Genomic DNA, 20,462 nt, shown 5'->3' on the forward strand with positions numbered 1-20,462 from the left:
CGGTTCAGCGCATCGCGCGCAGCGCATCGGTCACGAGTCGGACCGCTTCGTCGTCGTCGATTCCGAGCGAACGGACCGTCGCGGTGTACGCCACCGCGGCGCGCTGGGCTTGGCTGCGCAGCGGGTCCTCCGCGAACGACACGAACGTGCCCGCGCGACCTCGTGTCTCGATCACGCCGTCCGCTTCGAGCTCCTTGTACGCGCGAGCGACCGTGCCGGGTGCGACGCCCAGTTCGTCCGCGAGCGCCCGCACGGTGGGCAGCTTCGCGCCGGGCGCGAGTGAGCCGGCGGAGATCGCGGAGACGACCTGCGAACGCAGCTGCGCATACGGCGGTTCGGGCAGAGTCTGGTCCACGTTCAGCGAGAGCATGCTCTCCTTCGTAGCGTCGGCGCGGAGCGTCGTCAATGCGGAGCGGGGCCGTCAGCGCGCGCCGGAGCCGTGCTCACACGGGGCGAACGTAGACTTTGACGGTCATGATCAGACCCGACCTGAGCCTTCCCCTTCCCGCCGACATCACGGCGGCCCATTTCATCGGCATCGGCGGATCCGGGATGTCCGGACTCGCGAAGATGTTCCTCGAGCGCGGCATCCGCGTGTCCGGTTCGGACCGCTCCGACTCCCGCGCCCTGCGCGAGCTCGCCGCTGCGGGCGCCGACGTCCACGTCGGCCACGACGCTGCCCACCTCGGGGATGCGGACACCGTGGTGCACACCGGAGCCATCTGGCCGGAGAACCCCGAGTTCGTGACGGCCAAGGAGCGGGGGCTGAGCGTCATCCACCGTTCGCAGGCGCTTCACTGGCTCATCGGGTCCCGCCCGCTCGTCGCCGTCGCCGGGGCACACGGCAAGACGACCTCCACCGGGATGATCGTCACTGCGCTGCAGGCCCTCGGCGCCGACCCGAACTACGTCAACGGCGGTGTCATCGCGCAGCTGGGCACCTCCAGCGGCACCGGCGCCGACGAGCTCTTCGTCATCGAGGCGGATGAGTCCGACGGCACGTTCCTGCTGTACGACACCTCCGTCGCACTCATCACGAACGTCGATCCCGACCACCTCGATCACTGGGGCAGTCGTGAGGCCTTCTTCGACGGTTTCGTCCGCTTCGCCGACGACGCCTCCGAGGCTGTCGTGATCTCGGCGGACGACCCCGGTGCCCGCGACGTGCGCGCCCGCATCCGGCACGAGAGGGTGCTGACCTTCGGTGCGAACGAGGACGCGGACGTGCGGGTCACGGACATCGACGCCGCCGCGACGGTGTCGTTCACCGTCAGCGTCGAGGGGCGGTCGGAGCGCGTGGCGCTCTCCGTCCCCGGGGAGCACAACGCCATCAACGCCGCCGGCGCGATCGCCGTCCTTCTCGCGCTCGGCCATGCCTTCGCCGATGCGGTGCGCGCCGTCGCGGGGTTCTCGGGCACCGTCCGCCGGTTCGAGCTGCACGGCGTCGAGCGCGGCGTGAGCGTCTACGACGACTACGCGCATCATCCGACCGAGGTCCAGGCCGCGCTGAGCGCCGCGCGCACCGTCGTCGGCTCGGGCCGGCTGATCGCCGTCCACCAGCCGCACACGTACTCGCGCACGCAGCTGATGTCCGGCGAGTTCGCCCGCGTGCTCGAGGAGCTCGCCGACCACACGGTCGTGCTGGACGTGTACGGCGCGAGGGAGGACCCGATCCCCGGCGTGACCGGGGAGCTCGTCAGCGACGCATTCGTCGATGCCGCCCGCGTCCACTACGTCGCCGACTGGCAGGAGGCGGCCGACTACACCGCCGAGATCGCTCGTGAGGGCGACTTCGTCATCACGCTCGGCTGCGGCAATGTGTACCAGATCATCCCGCAGGTGCTCAGCGCGCTCTCCGCCTCGCCGACGTCCGAGGACTGAGGATGCGTCGACCCTCGCCGTTGCCGCCGCAGGGCGGGAGACCCGCCGACACGCCGCTGCGCGCGCGCCCGGTGGAGCCGCGGCGCGAAGAAGCGTCGCGGCCTGTCGCGGACGAGGATCTTCAGGAGACGGCGCCCATCGCGCCGCTGTTCCTGCCCGGAGGGGCACCCGCGAGACCGAAGGCCGACTCGGCGCAGGACGCCGAGCGCACGGAGGCCGAACGCGTCGACAGCGACACGGCGCCCGTCGGCTGGCGCGACGTGTGGCGCGCCGCCCGCTCCCGGCGCAAAGCCCTGCGCGCCGAGGTCAGGCGCTTCACGGTCCGCCAGCGTCGCCGGCGCATCATCTGGCTGAGCGCAGCCGCATCCCTCGTGCTCGTCACGATCGCGACGGTCGGAGCGGCGTACAGTCCGCTGTTCGCCGTGGAGAAGATCAGCATCGTGGGCACCTCCCAGCTGTCCGCCGCCGACGTCGAGGCCGCCCTCGACAGCGAGCGCGGAACCCCGCTCGCCGCGATCGACGCGTCCTCGATCAAGGCGGCGCTGGTCGCTTTCCCGCTCGTGGAGAGCTACACGCTCGAAGCGCGTCCGCCGCACGAGCTCGTCGTGCGGATCGTGGAGCGGACGCCCATCGGCGTGATCTCCGGTGCGGCCGGTTACACCCTCGTGGATGCGGCCGGCGTCGCGCTGTCGACCTCGCCGACTCCGCCGGCGGGCTACCCGCTCATCGACGCCGCGGGCGGTGAGGACGGGGTCGCCTTCGCCGCGATCGGCAAGACGATGCGCGCGCTGCCCGCCGACCTCCGTGCTCAGGTCACGCAGGTCGAGGCGAAGACCGCCGACGACGTGACGCTGACCCTCGGCGGGACGAACACGCGCGTGGTGTGGGGGAGCGCGGACGAATCCGCGCTCAAGGCGCTCGTGCTGCAGAAGCTCACGGCGACCCGTCCGCCGGACGGGGTCGCCGTCTACGACGTCTCCTCGCCCGAGGTCCCCGTCATCCGCTGACGCCTCCGGCGACGAATCCCGCAGGACTTGGGCGACACGCCCGCGCGCCTGCGCGCAGCACGGCGTGCGGCGCATACCTTCGATTCAGGAATTGCATACCGAGCAATACTTTAACCCTTTACGTGAGGTTTAAGGTTCAACGCTTCGGTAGGGACGTCGGTTCAACGAGACGAAAGGGCTGGGATGAGCCAGAACCAGAACTACCTCGCGGTCATCAAGGTCGTCGGGGTGGGTGGCGGTGGAGTCAACGCCGTCAATCGGATGATCGAGCTGGGTCTGCGCGGAGTGGAGTTCATCGCGGTGAACACCGACGCCCAGGCGCTGCTGATGAGCGACGCGGACGTCAAGCTCGACGTCGGCCGCGAACTCACGCGCGGTCTCGGAGCGGGAGCGGATCCCGAGGTCGGCCGACGTGCCGCCGAGGATCACGCCGAGGAGATCGAGGAGGCGCTGGCCGGTGCCGACATGGTCTTCGTGACCGCCGGTGAAGGCGGTGGCACCGGCACGGGCGGCGCACCCGTGGTCGCACGCATCGCGAAGTCGATCGGCGCGCTGACCATCGGTGTCGTCACCAAGCCGTTCTCCTTCGAGGGGCGCCGCCGCCAGAGCCAGGCCGAGGCCGGCGTGGCCAAGCTGAAGGAAGAGGTCGACACCCTCATCGTCGTCCCCAACGACCGTCTCCTGGAGATCAGCGACCGCGGCATCTCGATGATCGAGGCCTTCGCCACGGCGGATCAGGTGCTGCTCGCCGGTGTGCAGGGCATCACGGACCTCATCACGACTCCGGGGCTGATCAACCTCGACTTCGCGGACGTGAAGTCCGTCATGCAGGGAGCGGGTTCCGCCCTCATGGGCATCGGCTCGTCCCGTGGTGCCGACCGCGCCATCAAAGCGGCCGAACTGGCCGTGGAGTCGCCGCTGCTGGAAGCCTCGATCGAGGGTGCGCACGGTGTGCTGCTGTCCATCCAGGGCGGTTCCAACCTCGGCATCTTCGAGATCAACGATGCGGCGCAGCTGGTCAAGGAGGCCGCGCACCCCGAGGCGAACATCATCTTCGGCACGGTCATCGACGACACGCTCGGCGACGAGGTGCGCGTGACGGTCATCGCCGCGGGATTCGACGGCGGCGAGCCCAGCCCGCGGCTCGAGCCCGTGACGGCGACGCGCCCCGCGGTCAACCCGCTCACGACCCCGGCCGCCCCGGCCGTTGCCGCGGAGGAAGCAGTTTCCACCCCGGTGCCCGCCGCTGAGGAGCCGCCGGCAGTGCCGGTCACCGCAGGCGTCTCGGAGTCGTCCTCGTACGACTCCGCCTTCGGCGACGACGACCTCGACATCCCCGACTTCCTGAAGTAAGCCACGCGCAATGGGCGGGTCGCGGACATCCGCGACCCGCCCATGCCGATTCCCCTGGAGGACGAGTGGGCGACACGCTCGCATCCCGTCTGGCATCGATCGACGCGCGCATCGCGGAGGCGGCGAAGGCCGCGGGCCGGGACGCGAACGACGTCACCCGGATCGTGGTGACCAAGTTCCATCCCGCGTCGCTCGTGCGCGAGCTGCACGCCCTCGGCGTGCGCGAGGTGGGCGAGAACCGTCAGCAGGAGCTGACGACCAAGCGTGAAGAGACGTCCGAGCTCGCGGACCTCGTCTGGCATTTCATCGGTCAGGCCCAGACGAACAAAGCGCGGGCCATCCGTGACGCCGCATCCGCGGTGCACACCGTGGATCGTGCGCGACTCGCCGACGCGCTGCAACGCGCAGCAGGCGAGGGCGACGCGGCGCTCGACGTGCTCGTGCAGATCAACCTCACCGACGACCCCGGACGCGGAGGGGTCGCCCCGGAAGGCCTCGAGACGTTGGTCGAGCACGTGCTCGGCTGCAACACGCTGCGCCTGCGCGGCGTGATGGCGGTGGCCCCTCTGGATGAGGATCCCGCAGCGGCCTTCGCCCGCGTGGCCGAGTATGCCGCGCGCGTGCGCCGGATCGAGCCCGCGGCGAGCTGGATCTCCGCCGGGATGACCGGCGATTTCGTCGAAGCGATCGCCGCAGGCGCGACACACCTGCGGATCGGGTCGGCAATCACGGGTCCGCGCCCGCTACACGGTTAGCCTCGAAGAGGACGAGCAAACGGAGGATGCGATGTCGAACCCGCTGAAGAAGACCATGGTCTACCTGGGCCTCGCTGACGAGGAAGAGGTCTACGAGGAGCAGCCTGCTCCGGTGCGCGAGCGCCGCAGCAAGCCCGAGCAGGTCGTCGAGAAGGCCGCGCCCGTGACCCCCATCCACCGCCCCGCGGTCGTCCGTCAGCCGTCCGTCGGTGCGGTGACCGAGATCCTCACGGTGCACCCCAAGCAGTACCGCGATGCGCAGATCATCGCCGAGAACTTCCGCGAGGGCGTGCCGGTCATCATCAACCTGTCGCAGATGAGCGACGCCGACGCGCGCCGTCTCATCGACTTCGCGAGCGGACTCTCGCTGGGGCTCTACGGTCGCATCGAGCGTGTGACGAGCAAGGTCTTCCTGCTCTCGCCGGAGAACGTCGCCGTCTCGGGTGACGGTGCCGTCGCGCAGGCTGACCCCGAAGCGACGCCGTTCGCTGCACAGCAGTAACGCGTCGTGGAGGTCGTCCGCCTCGTCGCCTCGATCGCGAACATCCTGCTCTTGATCTATCTGCTGGTGCTGTTCGCGCGGTTGGTGCTGGATTACATCCCCATCTTCAATCGCGAATGGCGCCCGCGCGGTGCGGGTCTCGTGGCCGCTGAGCTCGTCTACACGGTCACGGATCCGCCCATCAAGCTGTTCCGTCGTTTCATCCCCCCGCTGCGCGTCGGCCCGATCGCGATCGACTTCGCTTTCACGCTGACGATGCTGCTCTGTTTCATCCTGCTGTCGGTCACCGGTTCCCTCGCAAGGTGATTCACGGCCGACTATGCTTGGCTGGAGCGGCCCGTCCGCGGGCATCATCCCCCTGAAATCGGCACGCCGCCACGCCCCGAAAGAGGAATCATCATGGCATTGACTCCGGATGACGTCGTCACCAAGCAGTTCCAGCACGTCCGGTTCAAGGAGGGCTTCGACCCGGACGAGGTCGACGACTTCCTCGACGAGATCGTCGTCGAATGGCGCAAGACCATTGCCGAGAACGACGAGCTGAAGGCGAAGGTCGCGGCTCTCGAGTCGGGCGCATCCTCGGCTCCCGCCGCCGCCGAGCCCGTCGCCGAGGAGCCCGTCGCCGAGGCGCCCGCCCCGGCCCCGGTCCCCGCTGCGGCTCCGGCTCCCGCCGAGGGCGCCGCAGCCACCGCCGGCATCATCGAGCTGGCGCAGCGCCTGCACGACGAGCACGTCGCCGAGGGCAAGGCTCAGCGCGACCAGCTCATCGCCGACGCTCAGGCCCAGGCCGCGACGATCGTCGCCGAGGCCGAGGCGAAGGGTCGCGACGAGATCGCTCGCCAGGAGAAGGAGCGCAAGGCGCTCGAGGCCCGCATCACCGAGCTCCGCCAGTTCGAGCGCGATTACCGCGCCGAGCTGCGCAGCTTCATCGAGGGCAAGCTCCGCGACCTCGAGACCTCGCCCAGCGGCTCGTCCAACACGCCGGTCTCGGCCATCGGTCTCTGAGTAAGGCCTTGTCGGACCGACGACCCCTGCGTCAGGCGGCGGCCGGCATCATCATCGCGTCTCTCGCGGTGCTGGTGCTGGCCGCCGACCAGTTTGCAAAGCTCCTTGCGATCGCCGAGCTGCCTCCGGAGCAGCCGGTCCCCATCGTCGGGGACTTTCTGATCTTCTACCTCGTGAGGAATCCGGGGGCGGCGTTCTCGCTCGGCGAGGGCGTGACCTGGATCTTCACCATCGCGATGGCGGCCGTGGCCGTGGCCATCGTGGTCATCGCTCGCCGCATCCGTTCGCGGGTCTGGGCGGTCGTGCTGGGGCTGCTGCTCGGCGGTGTTCTGGGCAACCTCACCGACCGGTTGTTCCGTGAGCCTGGTTTCGCGGTCGGCCATGTGATCGACTACATCTCCACGCCCTGGATGATGCCCGCGATCTACAACGTCGCGGACATCTTCATCGTGACGATGATGATCTCCGTCGCGCTGCTCGTGCTCGTCGGCCTTCGCTTCGACGGCACGCGCGAGCGTCGTTCGAGCGCCTCCGCGCAGACAGGCGATGCGGCTCCGGCCAGCGACGCCAGTCCCGTGGGCACCGGCGAGTTGCGCGATCCGCTGTTCCCCACGGCAGACCCCGACGCGGGCGCTCCGCCGGCGGTGGACGACGGTCGCCGCGAGAGCTGATGGAGTCGCGCAGTCTGCCCGTCCCCGATGGGCTCGACGGCGTCCGTGTCGACGCTGCCCTCGCCAAGATGCTCGGTTTCTCGCGGACGTTCGCCGCGGAGATCGCCGACGCCGACGGCGTCGAGCTCGACGGCCGGGTCGTCGGGCGTTCGGACCGCCTGCGTGCCGGCGGCTGGCTTTCGGTGAGCTGGGAGCCCAAGCGCGAGCCCGAGGTCGTTCCGGTGGAGGTGCCGGATCTCGGCATCGTCCATGACGACGACGACATCGTGGTGGTCGACAAGCCTTCCGGTGTGGCGGCGCATCCCTCGCTCGGGTGGGACGGCCCCACCGTGCTCGGCGCCCTCGCCGCCGGCGGCTATCGGATCGCGACCACCGGTGCCGCCGAGCGACAGGGGGTCGTTCATCGGCTGGATGTGGGCACCAGCGGGCTGATGGTCGTCGCGAAGACCGAGAGCGCCTACACCGCGCTCAAGCGCGCGTTCAAGGAGCGCGAGGTCGAGAAGATCTATCACACCGTCGTGCAGGGGCACCCCGACCCCCTCGCCGGCACGATCGATGCGCCGATCGGGCGACATCCGTCGCACTCGTGGAAGTTCGCGGTGCGCCCCGAGGGCAAGGATTCGGTGACGCACTACGAGACGCTGGAGGCGTTCCCCGGCGCGTCCTTGCTCGAGGTGCACCTCGAGACCGGCCGCACCCACCAGATCCGGGTGCACATGGCTGCGCACCGGCATCCGTGCGTGGGCGACCCGCTCTACGGTGCCGACCCGACGATGTCCGCCCGCCTGGGCCTCACGCGACAGTGGCTCCACGCGCGTGAGCTCTCGTTCACGCATCCGCTGACCGGCGAATGGGTCACCTTCACCTCCGAGTACGCGCCGGATCTCGCCGCGGCCCTCGCGATCCTCCGCCGCGACTGATCCGCGCTTTCCCCGCCTTCTTACCCGCGAGACTGCATCCCCTTCACGAGATCACGGTATTTACCCGTGATCTCGTGCGGGAAATGCAGTCTCGCGGAGAGGAGACCGGGGGAGGGGTCAGGGTTCGCCGAGGCGGTCGGCCAGCGCGCGGGTCTCGACGCGGGACGTCAGCAGCGCGCCGACCAGCGCACGGTACGCGGCCTCGAGTGCGGTGGCGTCGCCGTGCGCGGCGGCCAGCGTGAGCCCGCCTCGGAGGTTCGTCGCGGCCGCGCCCAGGCCCGCGGCCGTGATGTCGGCCGCGACCGCCAGATCCGACATCAGGTGACGGTTGCCCACATCCGCCACCTCCCGCACCTCCCGGGCCAGCGCGAGGGACAGGTCGCCGAGAGCAGCGGATGCGGCGCAGGCGTCCGTCGCGGCGGCGAACACCGCCGGCGAGCGGTCCGGAGAATCGGGCAGCGCAAGCGCGGCGCCCAGCATCTCCGAGGCGTCGGCATCGGTCGCGGCCGCCGCCACGAGCCGATCGCCCAGCAGGTCGAGGGCGAGCGCGCGTTCGCGCGCACGAGGTTCGTCGGGCGTGTAGGCGCACACCATCGTCCCCAGCGCCGCGCCGACCGCCGCCACGACCCCGCCCGCGGCGCCGCCGCCGGGATTGCCGGTCGGGCGGCGCAGGCCCTCGAGGAAGGCGCTGAGCGTGTGCCCGGTCAATGCGGCGGTCACCATCAACGGCCGCCGGCGAAGCGTGTCGGGCCGTCCTCGAGAGCCGCGGCGACGCGCGCGCGCATCTCGTCATCCAGACCCGACAGGTCGTCGAGCGGATACCAGCCCACCTCGGTCATCTCGCCGTCGGCGGGGTAGGGCTCACCCTCGAGCCACGCGCACCGGAAGGTGAGGTCGAGGTAGTCGGTCTGGTCGCCGTTCGCGTAGACCACGCGCGGGATCTGGTGCACCCAGGCCAGGCGGTCGACGCGGATGCGGACTCCCGCCTCCTCTTCGGCCTCCCGGCGCGCGGCGTCGGCGGGCTCCTCGTGCGGGTCGACGATGCCCGTGATCGGCGTGAGCGCGCCGTTGTCGCTGCGCCGTCCCAGCAGGATGCGTCGCTCGTGCACGATCACCGCCGTGACGCCGGTGAGGGTGAGCGGATGCGTGCCGACCATGCGGCGCAGTTCGAGGATGAACTCGGGGGTGGCCATGCCGCAACGCTAGTCGACGGGGCCGATCGGGCGTCCGATGTCGGAGGGCCGCGTACCCTGGACAGGTGGCAGACTCCTTCGTTCACCTCCATGTGCACAGCGAGTACTCGATGCTCGACGGCGCCGCCAAGATCGGCGCGATGACGCAGGCGGCGTCCGAGTACGGGATGCCGGCGATCGCCGTCACCGACCACGGGAACACGTTCGCGGCGTTCGAGTTCTACCGTGCCGCGCAGGGCGCCGGCGTGAAGCCGATCATCGGTCTCGAGGCCTACGTGACCCCGGGAACGCACCGCAGTGACAAGTCGCGTGTCGCCTGGGGATCGCCTGACCAGAAGAGCGACGACGTCTCAGGCTCCGGTGCGTACACCCACATGACGATGTGGAGTCAGACCACCGAGGGCATGCACAACCTCTTCCGGCTGAGCTCGCTGTCGAGCATGGAGGGGTACTACTTCAAGCCGCGCATGGACCGCGAGCTCCTACAGACCTACGGCAAGGGGCTCATCGCGACGACGGGCTGCCCGTCGGGTGAGGTGCAGACGCGCCTGCGTCTGGGACAGTACGACGCGGCGCGGGCGGCGGCGGCGGAGTTCCAGGACATCTTCGGCAAGGAGAACTACTTCGCCGAGATCATGGACCACGGGCTCTCGATCGAGCGGCGGGTCATGAGCGACCTCATCCGATTGGCGAAGGACCTCGACATCCCGCTCGTCGCGACGAACGACTCGCACTACACGCACCAGCACGAGGCGGACGCGCACGAGGCGCTGCTGTGCGTGCAGTCGGGATCCACGCTGGACGACCCCAACCGCTTCAAGTTCGACGGCGATGGCTACTACATCAAGACCGCGCAGGAGATGCGTCAGCTCTTCCGCGACCACCCGGAGGCGTGCGACAACACGCTGCTGATCGCGGAGCGCTGCGAGGTGGAGTTCAACACCTCGGCCAACTACATGCCGCGCTTCCCCGTGCCCGACGGCGAGACCGAGGACAGCTGGCTGGTCAAAGAGGTCGAGAAGGGGCTGCACTACCGCTACCCGCAGGGGATCCCCGACAAGGTGCGCAAGCAGGCCGAGTACGAGACCGGCATCATCTTGCAGATGGGGTTCCCCGGCTACTTCCTCGTGGTCGCCGACTTCATCAACTGGGCGAAGGACAACGGCATCCGCGTCGGCCCCGGCCGCGGCTCCGGTGCCGGATCCATGGTCGCGTACGCGATGAAGATCACCGACCTCGACCCCCTCGAGCACGGCCTCATCTTCGAGCGCTTCCTGAACCCCGACCGCGTCTCCATGCCCGACTTCGACGTCGACTTCGACGACCGTCGCCGCGGTGAGGTGATCGACTACGTCACCGAGAAGTACGGCTCGGAGCGCGTCGCCCAGATCGTGACGTACGGCACGATCAAGTCCAAGCAGGCGCTGAAGGATGCGGGCCGCGTGCTCGGCTTCCCGTTCTCCATGGGGGAGAAGCTCACCAAAGCCATGCCGCCGGCGGTCATGGGCAAGGACATGGAGCTCGGCGGCATGTTCAACAAGGAACACCCGCGGTACAAGGAGGCCAGCGAGTTCCGTGCGCTCATCGAGAGCGACCCTGAGGCCAAGACCGTCTTCGACCGCGCGCTGGGCCTGGAGGGCCTGAAGCGCCAGTGGGGCGTGCACGCGGCCGGCGTCATCATGTCGTCGGAGCCGCTGCTGGACATCATCCCGATCATGCGTCGTGAGCAGGACGGCCAGATCGTCACGCAGTTCGACTACCCGTCGTGCGAGACGCTCGGGCTGATCAAGATGGACTTCCTGGGGTTGCGAAACCTCACGATCATCTCCGACGCGCTCGACAACATCCGCAGCAACCGCGGCGAGGAGCTCGACCTCGAGCATCTCGAACTGGACGATCGACCCGCTTACGACCTGCTGACCCGCGGCGACACGCTCGGGGTGTTCCAGCTCGACGGCGGCCCCATGCGCTCGCTCCTGCGGCTCATGAAGCCCGATAACTTCGAAGACATCTCGGCCGTCATCGCGCTGTACCGCCCGGGTCCCATGGGGGCGAACTCCCACACGAACTATGCCCTCCGCAAGAACGGGCTGCAGCCGATCACCCCGATCCATCCCGAGCTCGAGGAACCCCTGCGAGACATCCTCGACACGACCTACGGCCTGATCATCTATCAGGAGCAGGTCATGGCGATCGCGCAGAAGGTGGCTGGGTTCTCGCTCGGTCAAGCAGACATCCTGCGCCGCGCGATGGGAAAGAAGAAGAAGTCCGAGCTCGACAAGCAGTACGAGGGCTTCTCGGGCGGGATGAAGGAGCGCGGGTTCGGCGACGGCGCGATCAAGGCGCTGTGGGACATCCTGCTGCCCTTCTCCGACTACGCCTTCAACAAGGCGCACTCGGCGGCATACGGGCTGGTGTCGTACTGGACCGCCTACCTGAAGGCGCACTACCCCGCCGAGTACATGGCAGCGCTGCTGACCAGCGTCGGCGACTCCAAAGACAAGATGGCGATCTACCTGAACGAGTGCCGTCGCATGGGGATCAGGGTGCTGCCGCCGGATGTGGGGGAGTCGATCAACTTCTTCGCGGCCGTCGGCGACGACATCCGCTTCGGCCTCGGAGCGGTGCGCAACGTCGGCTCGAACGTCGTGGACGGGATCGTCACCTCCCGTGAGAAGGAAGGGTTCGCCTCCTTCCACGACTTCCTCGCGAAGGTTCCGATGCACGTCGCGAACAAGCGCACCGTCGAGTCGCTCATCAAGGCGGGTGCGTTCGACTCCATGGGCCACACGCGGCGCGCGCTGCTGGAGATCCACGAGGATGCGACGGAGCAGGCGGTCCTCGACAAGCGCCGCGAGGCCAACGGTGAGGTCGGGTTCGACTTCGACAGCCTGTGGGGCGACGACGAGCCGCAGCAGGTCTCGAAGGTCCCGGACCGTCCGGAGTGGACGAAGAAGGACAAGCTGGCCTTCGAGCGGGAGATGCTGGGGCTCTACGTGTCCGACCATCCGCTCGCCGGTCTCGAGATCCCGCTCGCCAAGCACGCCTCGACCTCGATCCATGACCTGCTGTCCTCGGAGAGCGTGCAGGACGGCGATCAGGTCACGGTGGCGGGCCTGGTCACCAGCGTGCAGCACCGTGTGGCGAAGCAGAGCGGAAATCCGTACGGCATGATCACCGTCGAGGACTTCAACGGCGAGGTCACCGTGATGTTCATGGGTCGCACTTACACGGAGTTCCAGTCGGTGCTGCAGGCGGATTCGATCCTGGTCGTGCGCGGACGCGTGTCGCGCCGCGACGACGGTCTGAACCTGCACGCCCAGAGCTGCTTCAGCCCGGATCTGGGAGCCGTGGATGCCACGTCCGCTCTCGTCCTCGTGGTTCCGGAGCAGAAGGCGACCCAGTCCGTCGTGGAGGAGTTGGCCGCCGTCCTGCACCGCCACCCGGGCGAGACCGAGGTGACTCTAAAACTGCACCGGGCGGGCACCGCGAAGGTGTTCGAGGTGCCGCATCCGGTCACGATCAGCGCGGACCTGTTCGGCGACCTCAAGGGTCTGCTCGGTCCGAGCTGCCTGGGATGACCGCCCTGTGGAAGCTATGACCGCTCATAGCCGCCGCCGTTAGGATCGACTCGCTCTTTCCCCTGCCCGCGCCGAGAGGATGCGACATGACCGATGAGAACCCCGTCGTGACCGGTGACGACGACTTCGTCGACGCCGTGGAGGACGACCAGTTCGACGCGTTCGAAGACGACGACGACGAGCAGGCGGCGCCTCCGCAGTATGGCGTGTGGCCGTTCTCGATCCGCGAGGTCGTGCTCCTTGGGATCTGGGCCCTCGCGTTCATCGTCTCCTTCTTCTCCCTCAGCTACTACGCACCCGTCTCGGTGTGGACGATGGGCATCGCGTGGGTGCTGACGATCGGCGTGCCCACGGTGGCGGTGTTCCTGATCGTGCTGCGCCGGCTCTCGCCCCAGGGCATCCGGCGGGTGGGCTCGCTCGGCATCGACCAGTTCGCCTCCGTCGCTTTCGCCGTCTCAGCGGTGGTGTGGGTGCAGATGGTCTGGGAGTCCTTCGCGCTTCCTGGCCTCGGCAGCTGGGTGCACTGGGTCGAGCTCGTGTTCATGGCCGCCGGCGTCGTCTTCACGGCGATGGCCCCCTTCATCCCGGGCCTCAAGGACGACTTCGAGTACCGCGCGGAGACCGTCGCCCACCGCGTCGCGCGGGGTGCCCGCCCCGTCGCGCAGCGCCCGGCGCCGGCGCCCGTCGCCCACACCGCTGCGCCCGCCGCGACGTACCCGGTGGCACACTCCGAGGCAGGGTGGACGCAGTCCGCGCAGACAGCCGAGCCCGCTCACGATGAGGCCGCCGTGCTGTTCGCCACCACCGGCGACGTGTACGCCGATCCCCACGCGCAGACCGCCGCCTACGATCAGGGCTTCACCCCGGCGGCAGAACCCGCCACCGAGCAGATCGCGGTGTCCCAGGCGTTCTGGGCGCTCGTGCCCGAGGAGCGCGAGGTGCTCGACGAGATGGGCGTGCCGATCTTCCGGGTGGACTCCACGGCGTGGGCCCTGGTCATCGAGGATCGCGGAGAGGTCTTCGTGGTGCGCCACGAGGACGGTCGCATCGGCTACCTGCACGACGTGTCCGGGGTTACGCGCGGCTGAGAAACGCACGGAACCGGATGCTCGAGACGGTAGCCTGAAGGGATGCTTCAGACGATCGACCTGCGCGGTCGCACGCTCTCCGCGAGCGAGCTCCTGGCCGCCGTCCCGCGCGCGGAGATGGCGCGCGAAGCGGCTCTGACGGCAGCGGCGCAGATCGTCCATGATGTCGCCGCGCGCGGCGAGCAGGCGCTGCGCGAGCAGGCGGAGCGTTTCGACGGCGTCACGGACTACTCGCTGCGCGTACCGGCGTCGCACCTCGACGAGGCTCTCGCAACGCTCGCGCCCGAGGTGCGCGCGGCGCTCGACGAGGCGATCGTCCGCGTACGGGCAGCCTCTGCGGCTCAGGTGCCGCCGCCCACCACGACCGAGCTCGCCCCCGGCGCGCGGGTCGTTCAGCGCTGGCAGCCGGTTCGACGCGTCGGCGTGTACGTGCCCGGCGGCAAGGCGGTGTACCCCTCCAGCGTCGTCATGAACGTCGTGCCCGCACAAGTCGCAGGCGTGTCGGTTGTGGCGCTCGCGTCACCGCCGCAGCGCGAGTTCGGCGGTCGCATCCACCCCGTGATCCTCGCGGCGGCCAGGCTGCTGGGGGTCGACGAGGTCTACGCGATGGGCGGGGCCGGTGCGATCGGTGCCCTCGCCTACGGCGTGCCCTCCCTCGACCTCGACCCGGTCGACGTGGTCACGGGGCCCGGCAACAATTTCGTCGCTGCGGCCAAGCGCGCCGTGGCGGGACTCGTCGGGACGGATGCGGAGGCCGGCGCGACAGAGATCCTCATCGTCGCCGACGACTCCGCTCGGCCCGCGCTCGTTGCGGCGGATCTCATCAGCCAGGCCGAGCACGACGAGCAGGCCTCCGCAGTGCTGGTCACCCCGTCCGTCGAACTCGCCGATCGGGTCAGCGCCGAGCTCACCATCCGCCAGCCGCGTACCCGCCACGCAGAGCGGGTCGCCGCGGCGCTGTCCGGTCCGCAGTCGGCGATCGTGCTCGTCGACGACGTCGACCAGGCGATCGCGTTCAGCAACGCCTACGCGCCCGAGCACCTCGAGATCCATCTGTCCGAGCCCCGTGTCGACGATTTCGTCAACGCGGGGGCCGTCTTCGTCGGCGATCACGCGCCCGTCAGTCTCGGCGACTATCTGGCCGGCAGCAACCACGTGCTGCCCACCGGCGGTCAGGCGCGGTACGCGTCGGGACTGTCGGCATCGACGTTCCTGCGCCCGCAGCAGGTCATCGAGTACGACCGTGCCGCCCTCGCCGACGTGCGGGACGCGATCGTCACGCTCGCCCGCGCCGAAGCCCTCCCGGCACACGGCGAGGCCGTCGAGGCCCGTTTCGAGGACTAATCTGGCCTGGTCATGCATTGCCCGTTCTGCCGCCATCCCGATTCCCGCGTCATCGACTCCCGCACCACCGATGACGGACTCAGCATCCGCCGCCGTCGTCAATGCCCCGAGTGCGGCGGACGTTTCTCGACCGTCGAGACGGCGAGCCTGAACGTCATCAAGCGATCCGGCGTCATCGAACCCTTCAGCCGCGACAAGGTCGTCTCCGGCGTGCGCAAGGCATGCCAGGGGCGTCCGGTCACCGACGGCGATCTGGCGCTGCTCGCGCAGCGCGTGGAGGAGATCCTGCGACGCACCGGTAGCTCGCAGATCGACACGAACGAGATCGGGCTGGCGATCCTCGATCCGTTGCGCGAACTCGACGAGGTCGCCTACCTGCGGTTCGCGAGCGTCTATCAGGCGTTCGAGTCGCTGGAGGACTTCGAGTCGTCGATCGCGCAGCTGCGCGCCGATCACGAGCTGCGCGCAGCCGCCGCGTCGGAGGCTACGACCGACTGACGGTGCACGAGGCCGCGCGCGGCAGCGATAGCCTGGCTGTCGATGTATGACCTGCTCTTTCGCCGCGTCCTGTCCCGCATGGATCCCGAGACGGCGCACCACGCCGCCATGCTCATCATCCGGGCGCTGGGGGTCCGCCCGCTCACGCCGCTCGCTCGCGCGCTGACGCGCCCCGCGCCGCAGATGAGGGTTCGCGCCCTCGGGCTGCAGTTCGACTCGCCCTTCGGCGTCGCCGCGGGATTCGACAAGAACGCGGTCGCCGCCGCCGGTCTGTACGCGCTCGGCTTCGGCCACGTCGAGGTGGGCACCGTGACGGCCGTGCCGCAAGAGGGGAACCCCCGCCCGCGTCTGTTCCGTTTGATCCCCGACCGCGCCGTCATCAATCGCATGGGCTTCAACAACGCCGGTGCGGATGCGGCGGCTGCGCGTCTGCGGCGGCTGCGCCGACGGCGCAGCCGGCCCGTCCTGGGCGTCAACATCGGCAAGAGTCGCATCGTCGATGTGGCCGACGCCGTGGACGACTACGTCCGCAGCGCGCGCCTGCTCGCGCCCCTGGCGGACTACCTGGTCGTCAACGTGTCCTCGCCCAACACGCCGGGGCTCCGGGGACTGCAGGAGATCGATACGCTCCGGCCGTTGCTCGAAGCGGTGCGCGCTGCATCCGGTGCGACGCCCCTCCTGGTCAAGTTCGCTCCCGACCTCTCCGACGACGGCATCCGCGCCGTGGCACGTCTCGCGGTGGAGCTGGGGCTCGACGGGGTCATCGCCACCAACACCACGATCTCCCGCGAGGGGCTGCGCACCGCTCCCCAGATCGTCGAGGCTGCGGGAGCCGGAGGGCTGTCGGGTGCTCCGCTGCGCGAGCGTGCGATCCAGGCGCTGCGGATCGTCCGCGAGGAGGTCCCGTCGGACTTCTGCGTCATCGCGGCCGGCGGCATCGAGACGGCGCAGGATGTTCAGGATCGGTTGGATGCGGGCGCGACGCTCACGCAGGGCTACACCGGATTCCTGTACCGGGGACCGTTCTGGGCGAGGCAGATCAACAGGGGCCTCGCCGCTGCGCCCTCCCGCGTGCGCTGACACGCGAAAGCGGCCGGTCCCGAGGGGCCGGCCGCTGTGTCGATTCGATCAGGCGGGACGCTGTCCGCGCTTCACCTGAGGCTTGGGGAGGCGCATGAAGCGCATCTGGACCGTGCGCATGGCGCCGTAGAAGCCCAGTCCCTTCTCGATGCGATCCTCGCCGAACTTCGCGCGCGCGGCGCGCTTGACGCGGATCGCGGTGATCACCATGTCGAGGACGGCCACGATGATGAAGGCCCACAGGACCAGGTACGCATAGACCTGGATCGCCGGGATGCCGACGAACATGAGCAGGAGGACCGCAACCATGATCGGCATCACGAGTTCAGCCACGTGCCACGTGGAGTCCACCCAGTCGCGGACGAATCGGCGCTGCGGACCCTTGTCGCGGGCCTGCAGGTAGCGGTCGTCGCCGTTGGCCATGCCGATACGCGCCTTCTCCTGCCGCTCTCGCAGCTCGGCGCGCGCGCGGGCCTTGGCCTCCTTGGTGTCGGCGACGAGGGGGCGCTTTCGCGCGGCCTCTCGCTCGGCGCGGGTGGGCGTCGCGCGCCCCTTGCCCGTCGTCGGGGTGCTCGGCGCGTCGTGCGCGGCGGAGTCGGCAGAGGTCTTGGCCACGATGGTCCTCAAAAGAACGGGGGAGGGGTGCGCCTTAAGATTACCCGCATGACCTCCGAGAATCCCAGGAACGGGGCCGTTCACGAAGCGGCCGCCGCCGGCATCCCCGTCGCCCTCGCCGATCTGGGTGCGCTCGTGCGCATCCCCTCGATCGCGTGGCCCGCTTTCGACCAGGAGGCGCTCGTGCGCAGCGCCGAGGCGATCGCCGCTCTCGCCGAGGGGATCGGCATCTTCGATTCCGTGGAGATCGCCCGCTCGGCCGTGCCGGGCACGGACGAGGTCGGTCAGCCCGCCATCCTCGCCACGCGCGCTGCGCGCGAGGGCGCGCCGACCGTGCTCCTGTATGCGCATCACGACGTGCAGCCGCCCGGAGACGACGCTCTCTGGGAGACGCCGCCCTTCGAGCCCACGGTGCGCGACGGGCGTCTGTACGGTCGCGGCGCGGCGGACGACAAGGCCGGTGTCATGGCGCACATCGCCGCGCTGCGTGCGATCCACGAGGTGTACGGCGACGACCTGACACTCGGCATCGCCCTGTTCATCGAGGGGGAGGAGGAGTACGGCTCGCGCTCCTTCGCGCAGTTCCTCTCCGACCATCGCGATCAGTTGCGCTCCGACGTGATCGTCGTCGCCGACTCGGGCAACTGGGATGCGGTCACTCCCGCGCTGACGGTCTCGCTCCGCGGCAACGCCCGCTTCACGCTCACCGTGCGCACGCTCGAGCACGCCTCGCACTCGGGGATGTTCGGCGGCGCCGTGCCCGACGCCACGATGGCCGCCATCAAGCTGCTCGCGACGCTGTGGGACGACGACGGCGCCGTGGCCGTCGAAGGTCTCGCCGAGCGCGACGCTCCGACCCCGGACTACACCGAGCAGACGCTGCGTTCCGAGGCGGGTCTTCCGTCCGGCGTCACCCCGATCGGTCGGGGCACGATCCTGTCGCGCATCTGGAACAAGCCGTCGGTGACGGTGACGGGCATCGACGCGACGAGCGTCGCCGCCGCATCCAACACGTTGGCGCCGGAGATCTCGGTCGTGGTGAGCGCGCGCGTCGCTCCCGGACAGTCGGCGCGCGAGGCGTATGCCGCGATCGAGGACCACCTGCGCCGGCGCGCCCCGTTCGGCGCCGAGCTGACCTTCTCCGACATCGATCTCGGCGACGGCTTCCTCGTCGACACCGAGGGCTGGGCCGTCGAGGTGGCTCGGGCGAGCCTGGCCACCGGTTACGGGGTCGACCCTGTCGACGTCGGTGTGGGCGGGTCCATCCCGTTCATTGCGGATCTCGTGGAGCAGTTCCCCGGAGCGCAGATCCTGGTGACGGGCGTGGAGGATCCGCATTCCCGGGCGCACAGCCCGAACGAGTCCCTGCACCTCGACACCTTCCGTCACGCGGTGCTGGCCGAGGCGGCGTTGCTGGAGTCGTTGAACGAACGGCGCTGAACCGCCCTCACCGCGACTCGGCGGCGTAGAATCGGCGTGATCCGTCCCGCTGCGGGCGCTCCGCCCCGCATCCGACGTCATCAGACCGTACCGAGCAGTACACGAGGAGAGTCATGACCGACACCGCCCTGTCGAATGAAGCGACGGCCCGCGCACACGGCGTGGCCCTCACCGACGACGCCGCCGCAAAGGTGAAGAACCTGCTCGAGCAGGAGGGCCGCGACGATCTGCGTCTGCGCGTCGCCGTGCAGCCCGGGGGATGCAGCGGGCTGATCTATCAGCTGTACTTCGACGAGCGCCTGCTCGAGGGCGACCAGACGGTCGACTTCGACGGTGTCGAGGTCGTCGTGGACGACATGAGCGTCCCCTACCTGGACGGCGCGAAGATCGACTTCAAGGACACGATCTCGGAGCAGGGGTTCACCATCGACAACCCCAACGCAGCCGGATCCTGCGCCTGCGGCGACAGCTTCCACTGACCCCGCGACACGCCGAGAGTCGGCGCGTCCAGGCTCGCTTTCACGCGATCCGGACGCGCCGATTCGTCGTTTGGGGCTGAACGCGTGGCCTGAATCAGGTGTGAGCTTGCTCTAGACTGAAGGAAGCTTTATTCGTGACCTGGAAAGGTGCACCGTGCCTTCGAAACGTCGAATCCGACTAGCCGTTCTTCCGCTGGGGATCGCGACGGCTGCCATCCTCGCCGGATGCAGCCCGACCCAGTTGCACGGCTTCCTTCCCGGGTTCACCGAAGACGGCCAGGCCGCGACGAACCACACCGACATGGTCGCCGGGCTGTGGGTCAACTCCTGGATCGTCCTGCTCGCCGTCGGCGTGATCACGTGGGGTCTGATGCTCTGGGCGATGATCGCCTACCGTCGTCGCCGCGGCCAGTCCGGCCTGCCGGTCCAGCTGCGTTACAACATGCCGATCGAGATCTTCTACACGATCGTGCCGCTGATCCTCGTGGTCGGCTTCTTCGCCTTCACCGCGCGCGACCAGGCGACTCTCGAGACCCAGACCGAGAACCCCGACGTGTCGATCGTCGCGATCGGCAAGCAGTGGGCATGGGACTTCCAGTACAACGGCGAGGAGGCCTCCGGCGACGACGCCGTCTGGTCCATGGGCATCCAGGCCCAGACCGACGCCGCGGGCAACGTCGACCAGTCGCAGCTGCCGACGCTGTACCTGCCCGTCGACAAGAGCGTCAAGATCAAGCTCGAGTCCCGCGATGTCATCCATTCCTTCTGGATTATCGACTTCCTCTACAAGAAGGACATGTACATCGGCCGTGACAATTACTGGTCGTTCACGCCGACCCGTGAGGGCACGTACGCCGGCAAGTGCGCGGAGCTGTGCGGCGAGTACCACTCGATGATGCTCTTCAACGTCAAGGTCGTCAGCGACGCCGAGTACGAGCAGTACCTCGAGAGCCTCCGCGACAAGGGTCAGACCGGCGACATCCAGGACGCCTACGACCGACTGGGCAACCTGCCGGGCACCGGCGCAACCGCCAAGGGAGACGAGTGATC

The 20,462-nt window shown here is 69.1% G+C and carries 21 protein-coding genes; 17 read left to right on the forward strand and 4 right to left on the reverse strand.

Translation table 11 applies throughout. The features are described 5' to 3' along the window. Positions 1 to 4 precede the first annotated feature (4 nt). Positions 5 to 370, reverse strand: a complete 366-nt coding sequence (locus AC1VNH_RS00800) for a GntR family transcriptional regulator (protein ID WP_483109475.1) — start codon at positions 368 to 370, stop codon at positions 5 to 7. Positions 371 to 474: 104 nt separating this feature from the next. Between AC1VNH_RS00800 and murC the strand changes: the two genes are divergently transcribed. From murC to AC1VNH_RS00845, 9 genes are all read left to right on the forward strand, one after another. Then, on the forward strand, positions 475 to 1,881 hold the full coding sequence (gene murC, locus AC1VNH_RS00805; protein ID WP_483109476.1) for a UDP-N-acetylmuramate--L-alanine ligase: 1,407 nt from the start codon (positions 475 to 477) through the stop codon (positions 1,879 to 1,881). 2 nt (positions 1,882 to 1,883) lie between these two features. Then, a complete protein-coding gene (locus AC1VNH_RS00810) occupies positions 1,884 to 2,888 on the forward strand; it encodes an FtsQ-type POTRA domain-containing protein (protein WP_483109477.1) in 1,005 nt (334 codons plus the stop codon). Between the two features lie 183 nt (positions 2,889 to 3,071). Next, positions 3,072 to 4,241: a cell division protein FtsZ gene (gene ftsZ, locus AC1VNH_RS00815; protein WP_483109478.1), complete on the forward strand. Its 1,170-nt coding sequence runs from the start codon at positions 3,072 to 3,074 to the stop codon at positions 4,239 to 4,241. A gap of 65 nt (positions 4,242 to 4,306) precedes the next feature. Continuing rightward, on the forward strand, positions 4,307 to 4,996 hold the full coding sequence (locus AC1VNH_RS00820; RefSeq protein WP_483109479.1) for a YggS family pyridoxal phosphate-dependent enzyme: 690 nt from the start codon (positions 4,307 to 4,309) through the stop codon (positions 4,994 to 4,996). Positions 4,997 to 5,027: 31 nt separating this feature from the next. Then, positions 5,028 to 5,498: a cell division protein SepF gene (locus AC1VNH_RS00825; protein WP_137416736.1), complete on the forward strand. Its 471-nt coding sequence runs from the start codon at positions 5,028 to 5,030 to the stop codon at positions 5,496 to 5,498. Positions 5,499 to 5,504: 6 nt separating this feature from the next. Continuing rightward, positions 5,505 to 5,804, forward strand: coding sequence for a YggT family protein (locus AC1VNH_RS00830; protein WP_243228083.1), 300 nt, complete (start codon positions 5,505 to 5,507; stop codon positions 5,802 to 5,804). Positions 5,805 to 5,897: 93 nt separating this feature from the next. After that, on the forward strand, positions 5,898 to 6,503 hold the full coding sequence (locus tag AC1VNH_RS00835; protein ID WP_483109480.1) for a DivIVA domain-containing protein: 606 nt from the start codon (positions 5,898 to 5,900) through the stop codon (positions 6,501 to 6,503). Between the two features lie 8 nt (positions 6,504 to 6,511). After that, entirely contained in the window at positions 6,512 to 7,174 is a 663-nt protein-coding gene (lspA, locus tag AC1VNH_RS00840; RefSeq protein WP_483109481.1) for a signal peptidase II, read from the forward strand. Next, positions 7,174 to 8,094 (forward strand): RluA family pseudouridine synthase, encoded by a 921-nt coding sequence (locus tag AC1VNH_RS00845; RefSeq protein WP_243228080.1) that lies wholly within the window; start codon positions 7,174 to 7,176, stop codon positions 8,092 to 8,094. The genes lspA and AC1VNH_RS00845 overlap by 1 nt, the downstream gene beginning before the upstream one ends. A 117-nt stretch (positions 8,095 to 8,211) precedes the next feature. Here the strand turns inward: AC1VNH_RS00845 and AC1VNH_RS00850 are convergent, their stop codons facing one another. After that, entirely contained in the window at positions 8,212 to 8,817 is a 606-nt protein-coding gene (locus AC1VNH_RS00850; protein WP_483109482.1) for a cyclodeaminase/cyclohydrolase family protein, read from the reverse strand. Beyond that, entirely contained in the window at positions 8,817 to 9,287 is a 471-nt protein-coding gene (locus AC1VNH_RS00855) for an NUDIX hydrolase (RefSeq protein ID WP_483109483.1), read from the reverse strand. Before AC1VNH_RS00855 ends, AC1VNH_RS00850 begins: the two co-directional genes overlap by 1 nt. A 110-nt stretch (positions 9,288 to 9,397) precedes the next feature. Between AC1VNH_RS00855 and dnaE the strand changes: the two genes are divergently transcribed. The 5 genes from dnaE (at position 9,398) to AC1VNH_RS00880 (ending at position 16,878) form a co-directional block, all read left to right on the forward strand. Next, on the forward strand, positions 9,398 to 12,868 hold the full coding sequence (dnaE, locus tag AC1VNH_RS00860; protein WP_483112668.1) for a DNA polymerase III subunit alpha: 3,471 nt from the start codon (positions 9,398 to 9,400) through the stop codon (positions 12,866 to 12,868). A gap of 86 nt (positions 12,869 to 12,954) precedes the next feature. Further along, positions 12,955 to 13,956: a hypothetical protein gene (locus AC1VNH_RS00865; protein ID WP_483109484.1), complete on the forward strand. Its 1,002-nt coding sequence runs from the start codon at positions 12,955 to 12,957 to the stop codon at positions 13,954 to 13,956. Between the two features lie 42 nt (positions 13,957 to 13,998). Then, positions 13,999 to 15,300: a histidinol dehydrogenase gene (hisD, locus tag AC1VNH_RS00870; RefSeq protein WP_483109485.1), complete on the forward strand. Its 1,302-nt coding sequence runs from the start codon at positions 13,999 to 14,001 to the stop codon at positions 15,298 to 15,300. 12 nt (positions 15,301 to 15,312) lie between these two features. Continuing rightward, positions 15,313 to 15,798: a transcriptional regulator NrdR gene (gene nrdR / locus AC1VNH_RS00875; protein ID WP_243228075.1), complete on the forward strand. Its 486-nt coding sequence runs from the start codon at positions 15,313 to 15,315 to the stop codon at positions 15,796 to 15,798. 42 nt (positions 15,799 to 15,840) lie between these two features. Continuing rightward, positions 15,841 to 16,878 carry a quinone-dependent dihydroorotate dehydrogenase gene (locus tag AC1VNH_RS00880; RefSeq protein WP_483109486.1) on the forward strand — a complete coding sequence of 346 codons (1,038 nt, stop codon included), beginning with the start codon at positions 15,841 to 15,843 and terminating at the stop codon, positions 16,876 to 16,878. A gap of 48 nt (positions 16,879 to 16,926) precedes the next feature. Here AC1VNH_RS00880 and AC1VNH_RS00885 read toward each other — a convergent pair whose 3' ends face one another. After that, complete coding sequence (locus tag AC1VNH_RS00885) at positions 16,927 to 17,493, reverse strand: DUF3043 domain-containing protein (protein WP_344227777.1); 567 nt, start codon at positions 17,491 to 17,493, stop codon at positions 16,927 to 16,929. Positions 17,494 to 17,541: 48 nt separating this feature from the next. On the opposite strand from AC1VNH_RS00885, the gene AC1VNH_RS00890 reads away from it, so the two are divergent. The 3 genes from AC1VNH_RS00890 to ctaC all read left to right on the forward strand — a co-directional run bounded on the left by AC1VNH_RS00890 (position 17,542) and on the right by ctaC (position 20,460). After that, on the forward strand, positions 17,542 to 18,933 hold the full coding sequence (locus tag AC1VNH_RS00890) for a M20/M25/M40 family metallo-hydrolase (RefSeq protein WP_483109487.1): 1,392 nt from the start codon (positions 17,542 to 17,544) through the stop codon (positions 18,931 to 18,933). 113 nt (positions 18,934 to 19,046) lie between these two features. After that, the gene (erpA, locus tag AC1VNH_RS00895; RefSeq protein ID WP_243228071.1) at positions 19,047 to 19,412 is read left to right on the forward strand and encodes an iron-sulfur cluster insertion protein ErpA; all 366 of its coding nucleotides are present in this window, start codon (positions 19,047 to 19,049) and stop codon (positions 19,410 to 19,412) included. A 154-nt stretch (positions 19,413 to 19,566) separates the two neighbouring features. Continuing rightward, positions 19,567 to 20,460, forward strand: coding sequence for an aa3-type cytochrome oxidase subunit II (gene ctaC / locus AC1VNH_RS00900; protein ID WP_483109488.1), 894 nt, complete (start codon positions 19,567 to 19,569; stop codon positions 20,458 to 20,460). Positions 20,461 to 20,462: the final 2 nt, after the last annotated feature.

The organism is Microbacterium sp. KU4F, assembly GCF_056868075.1.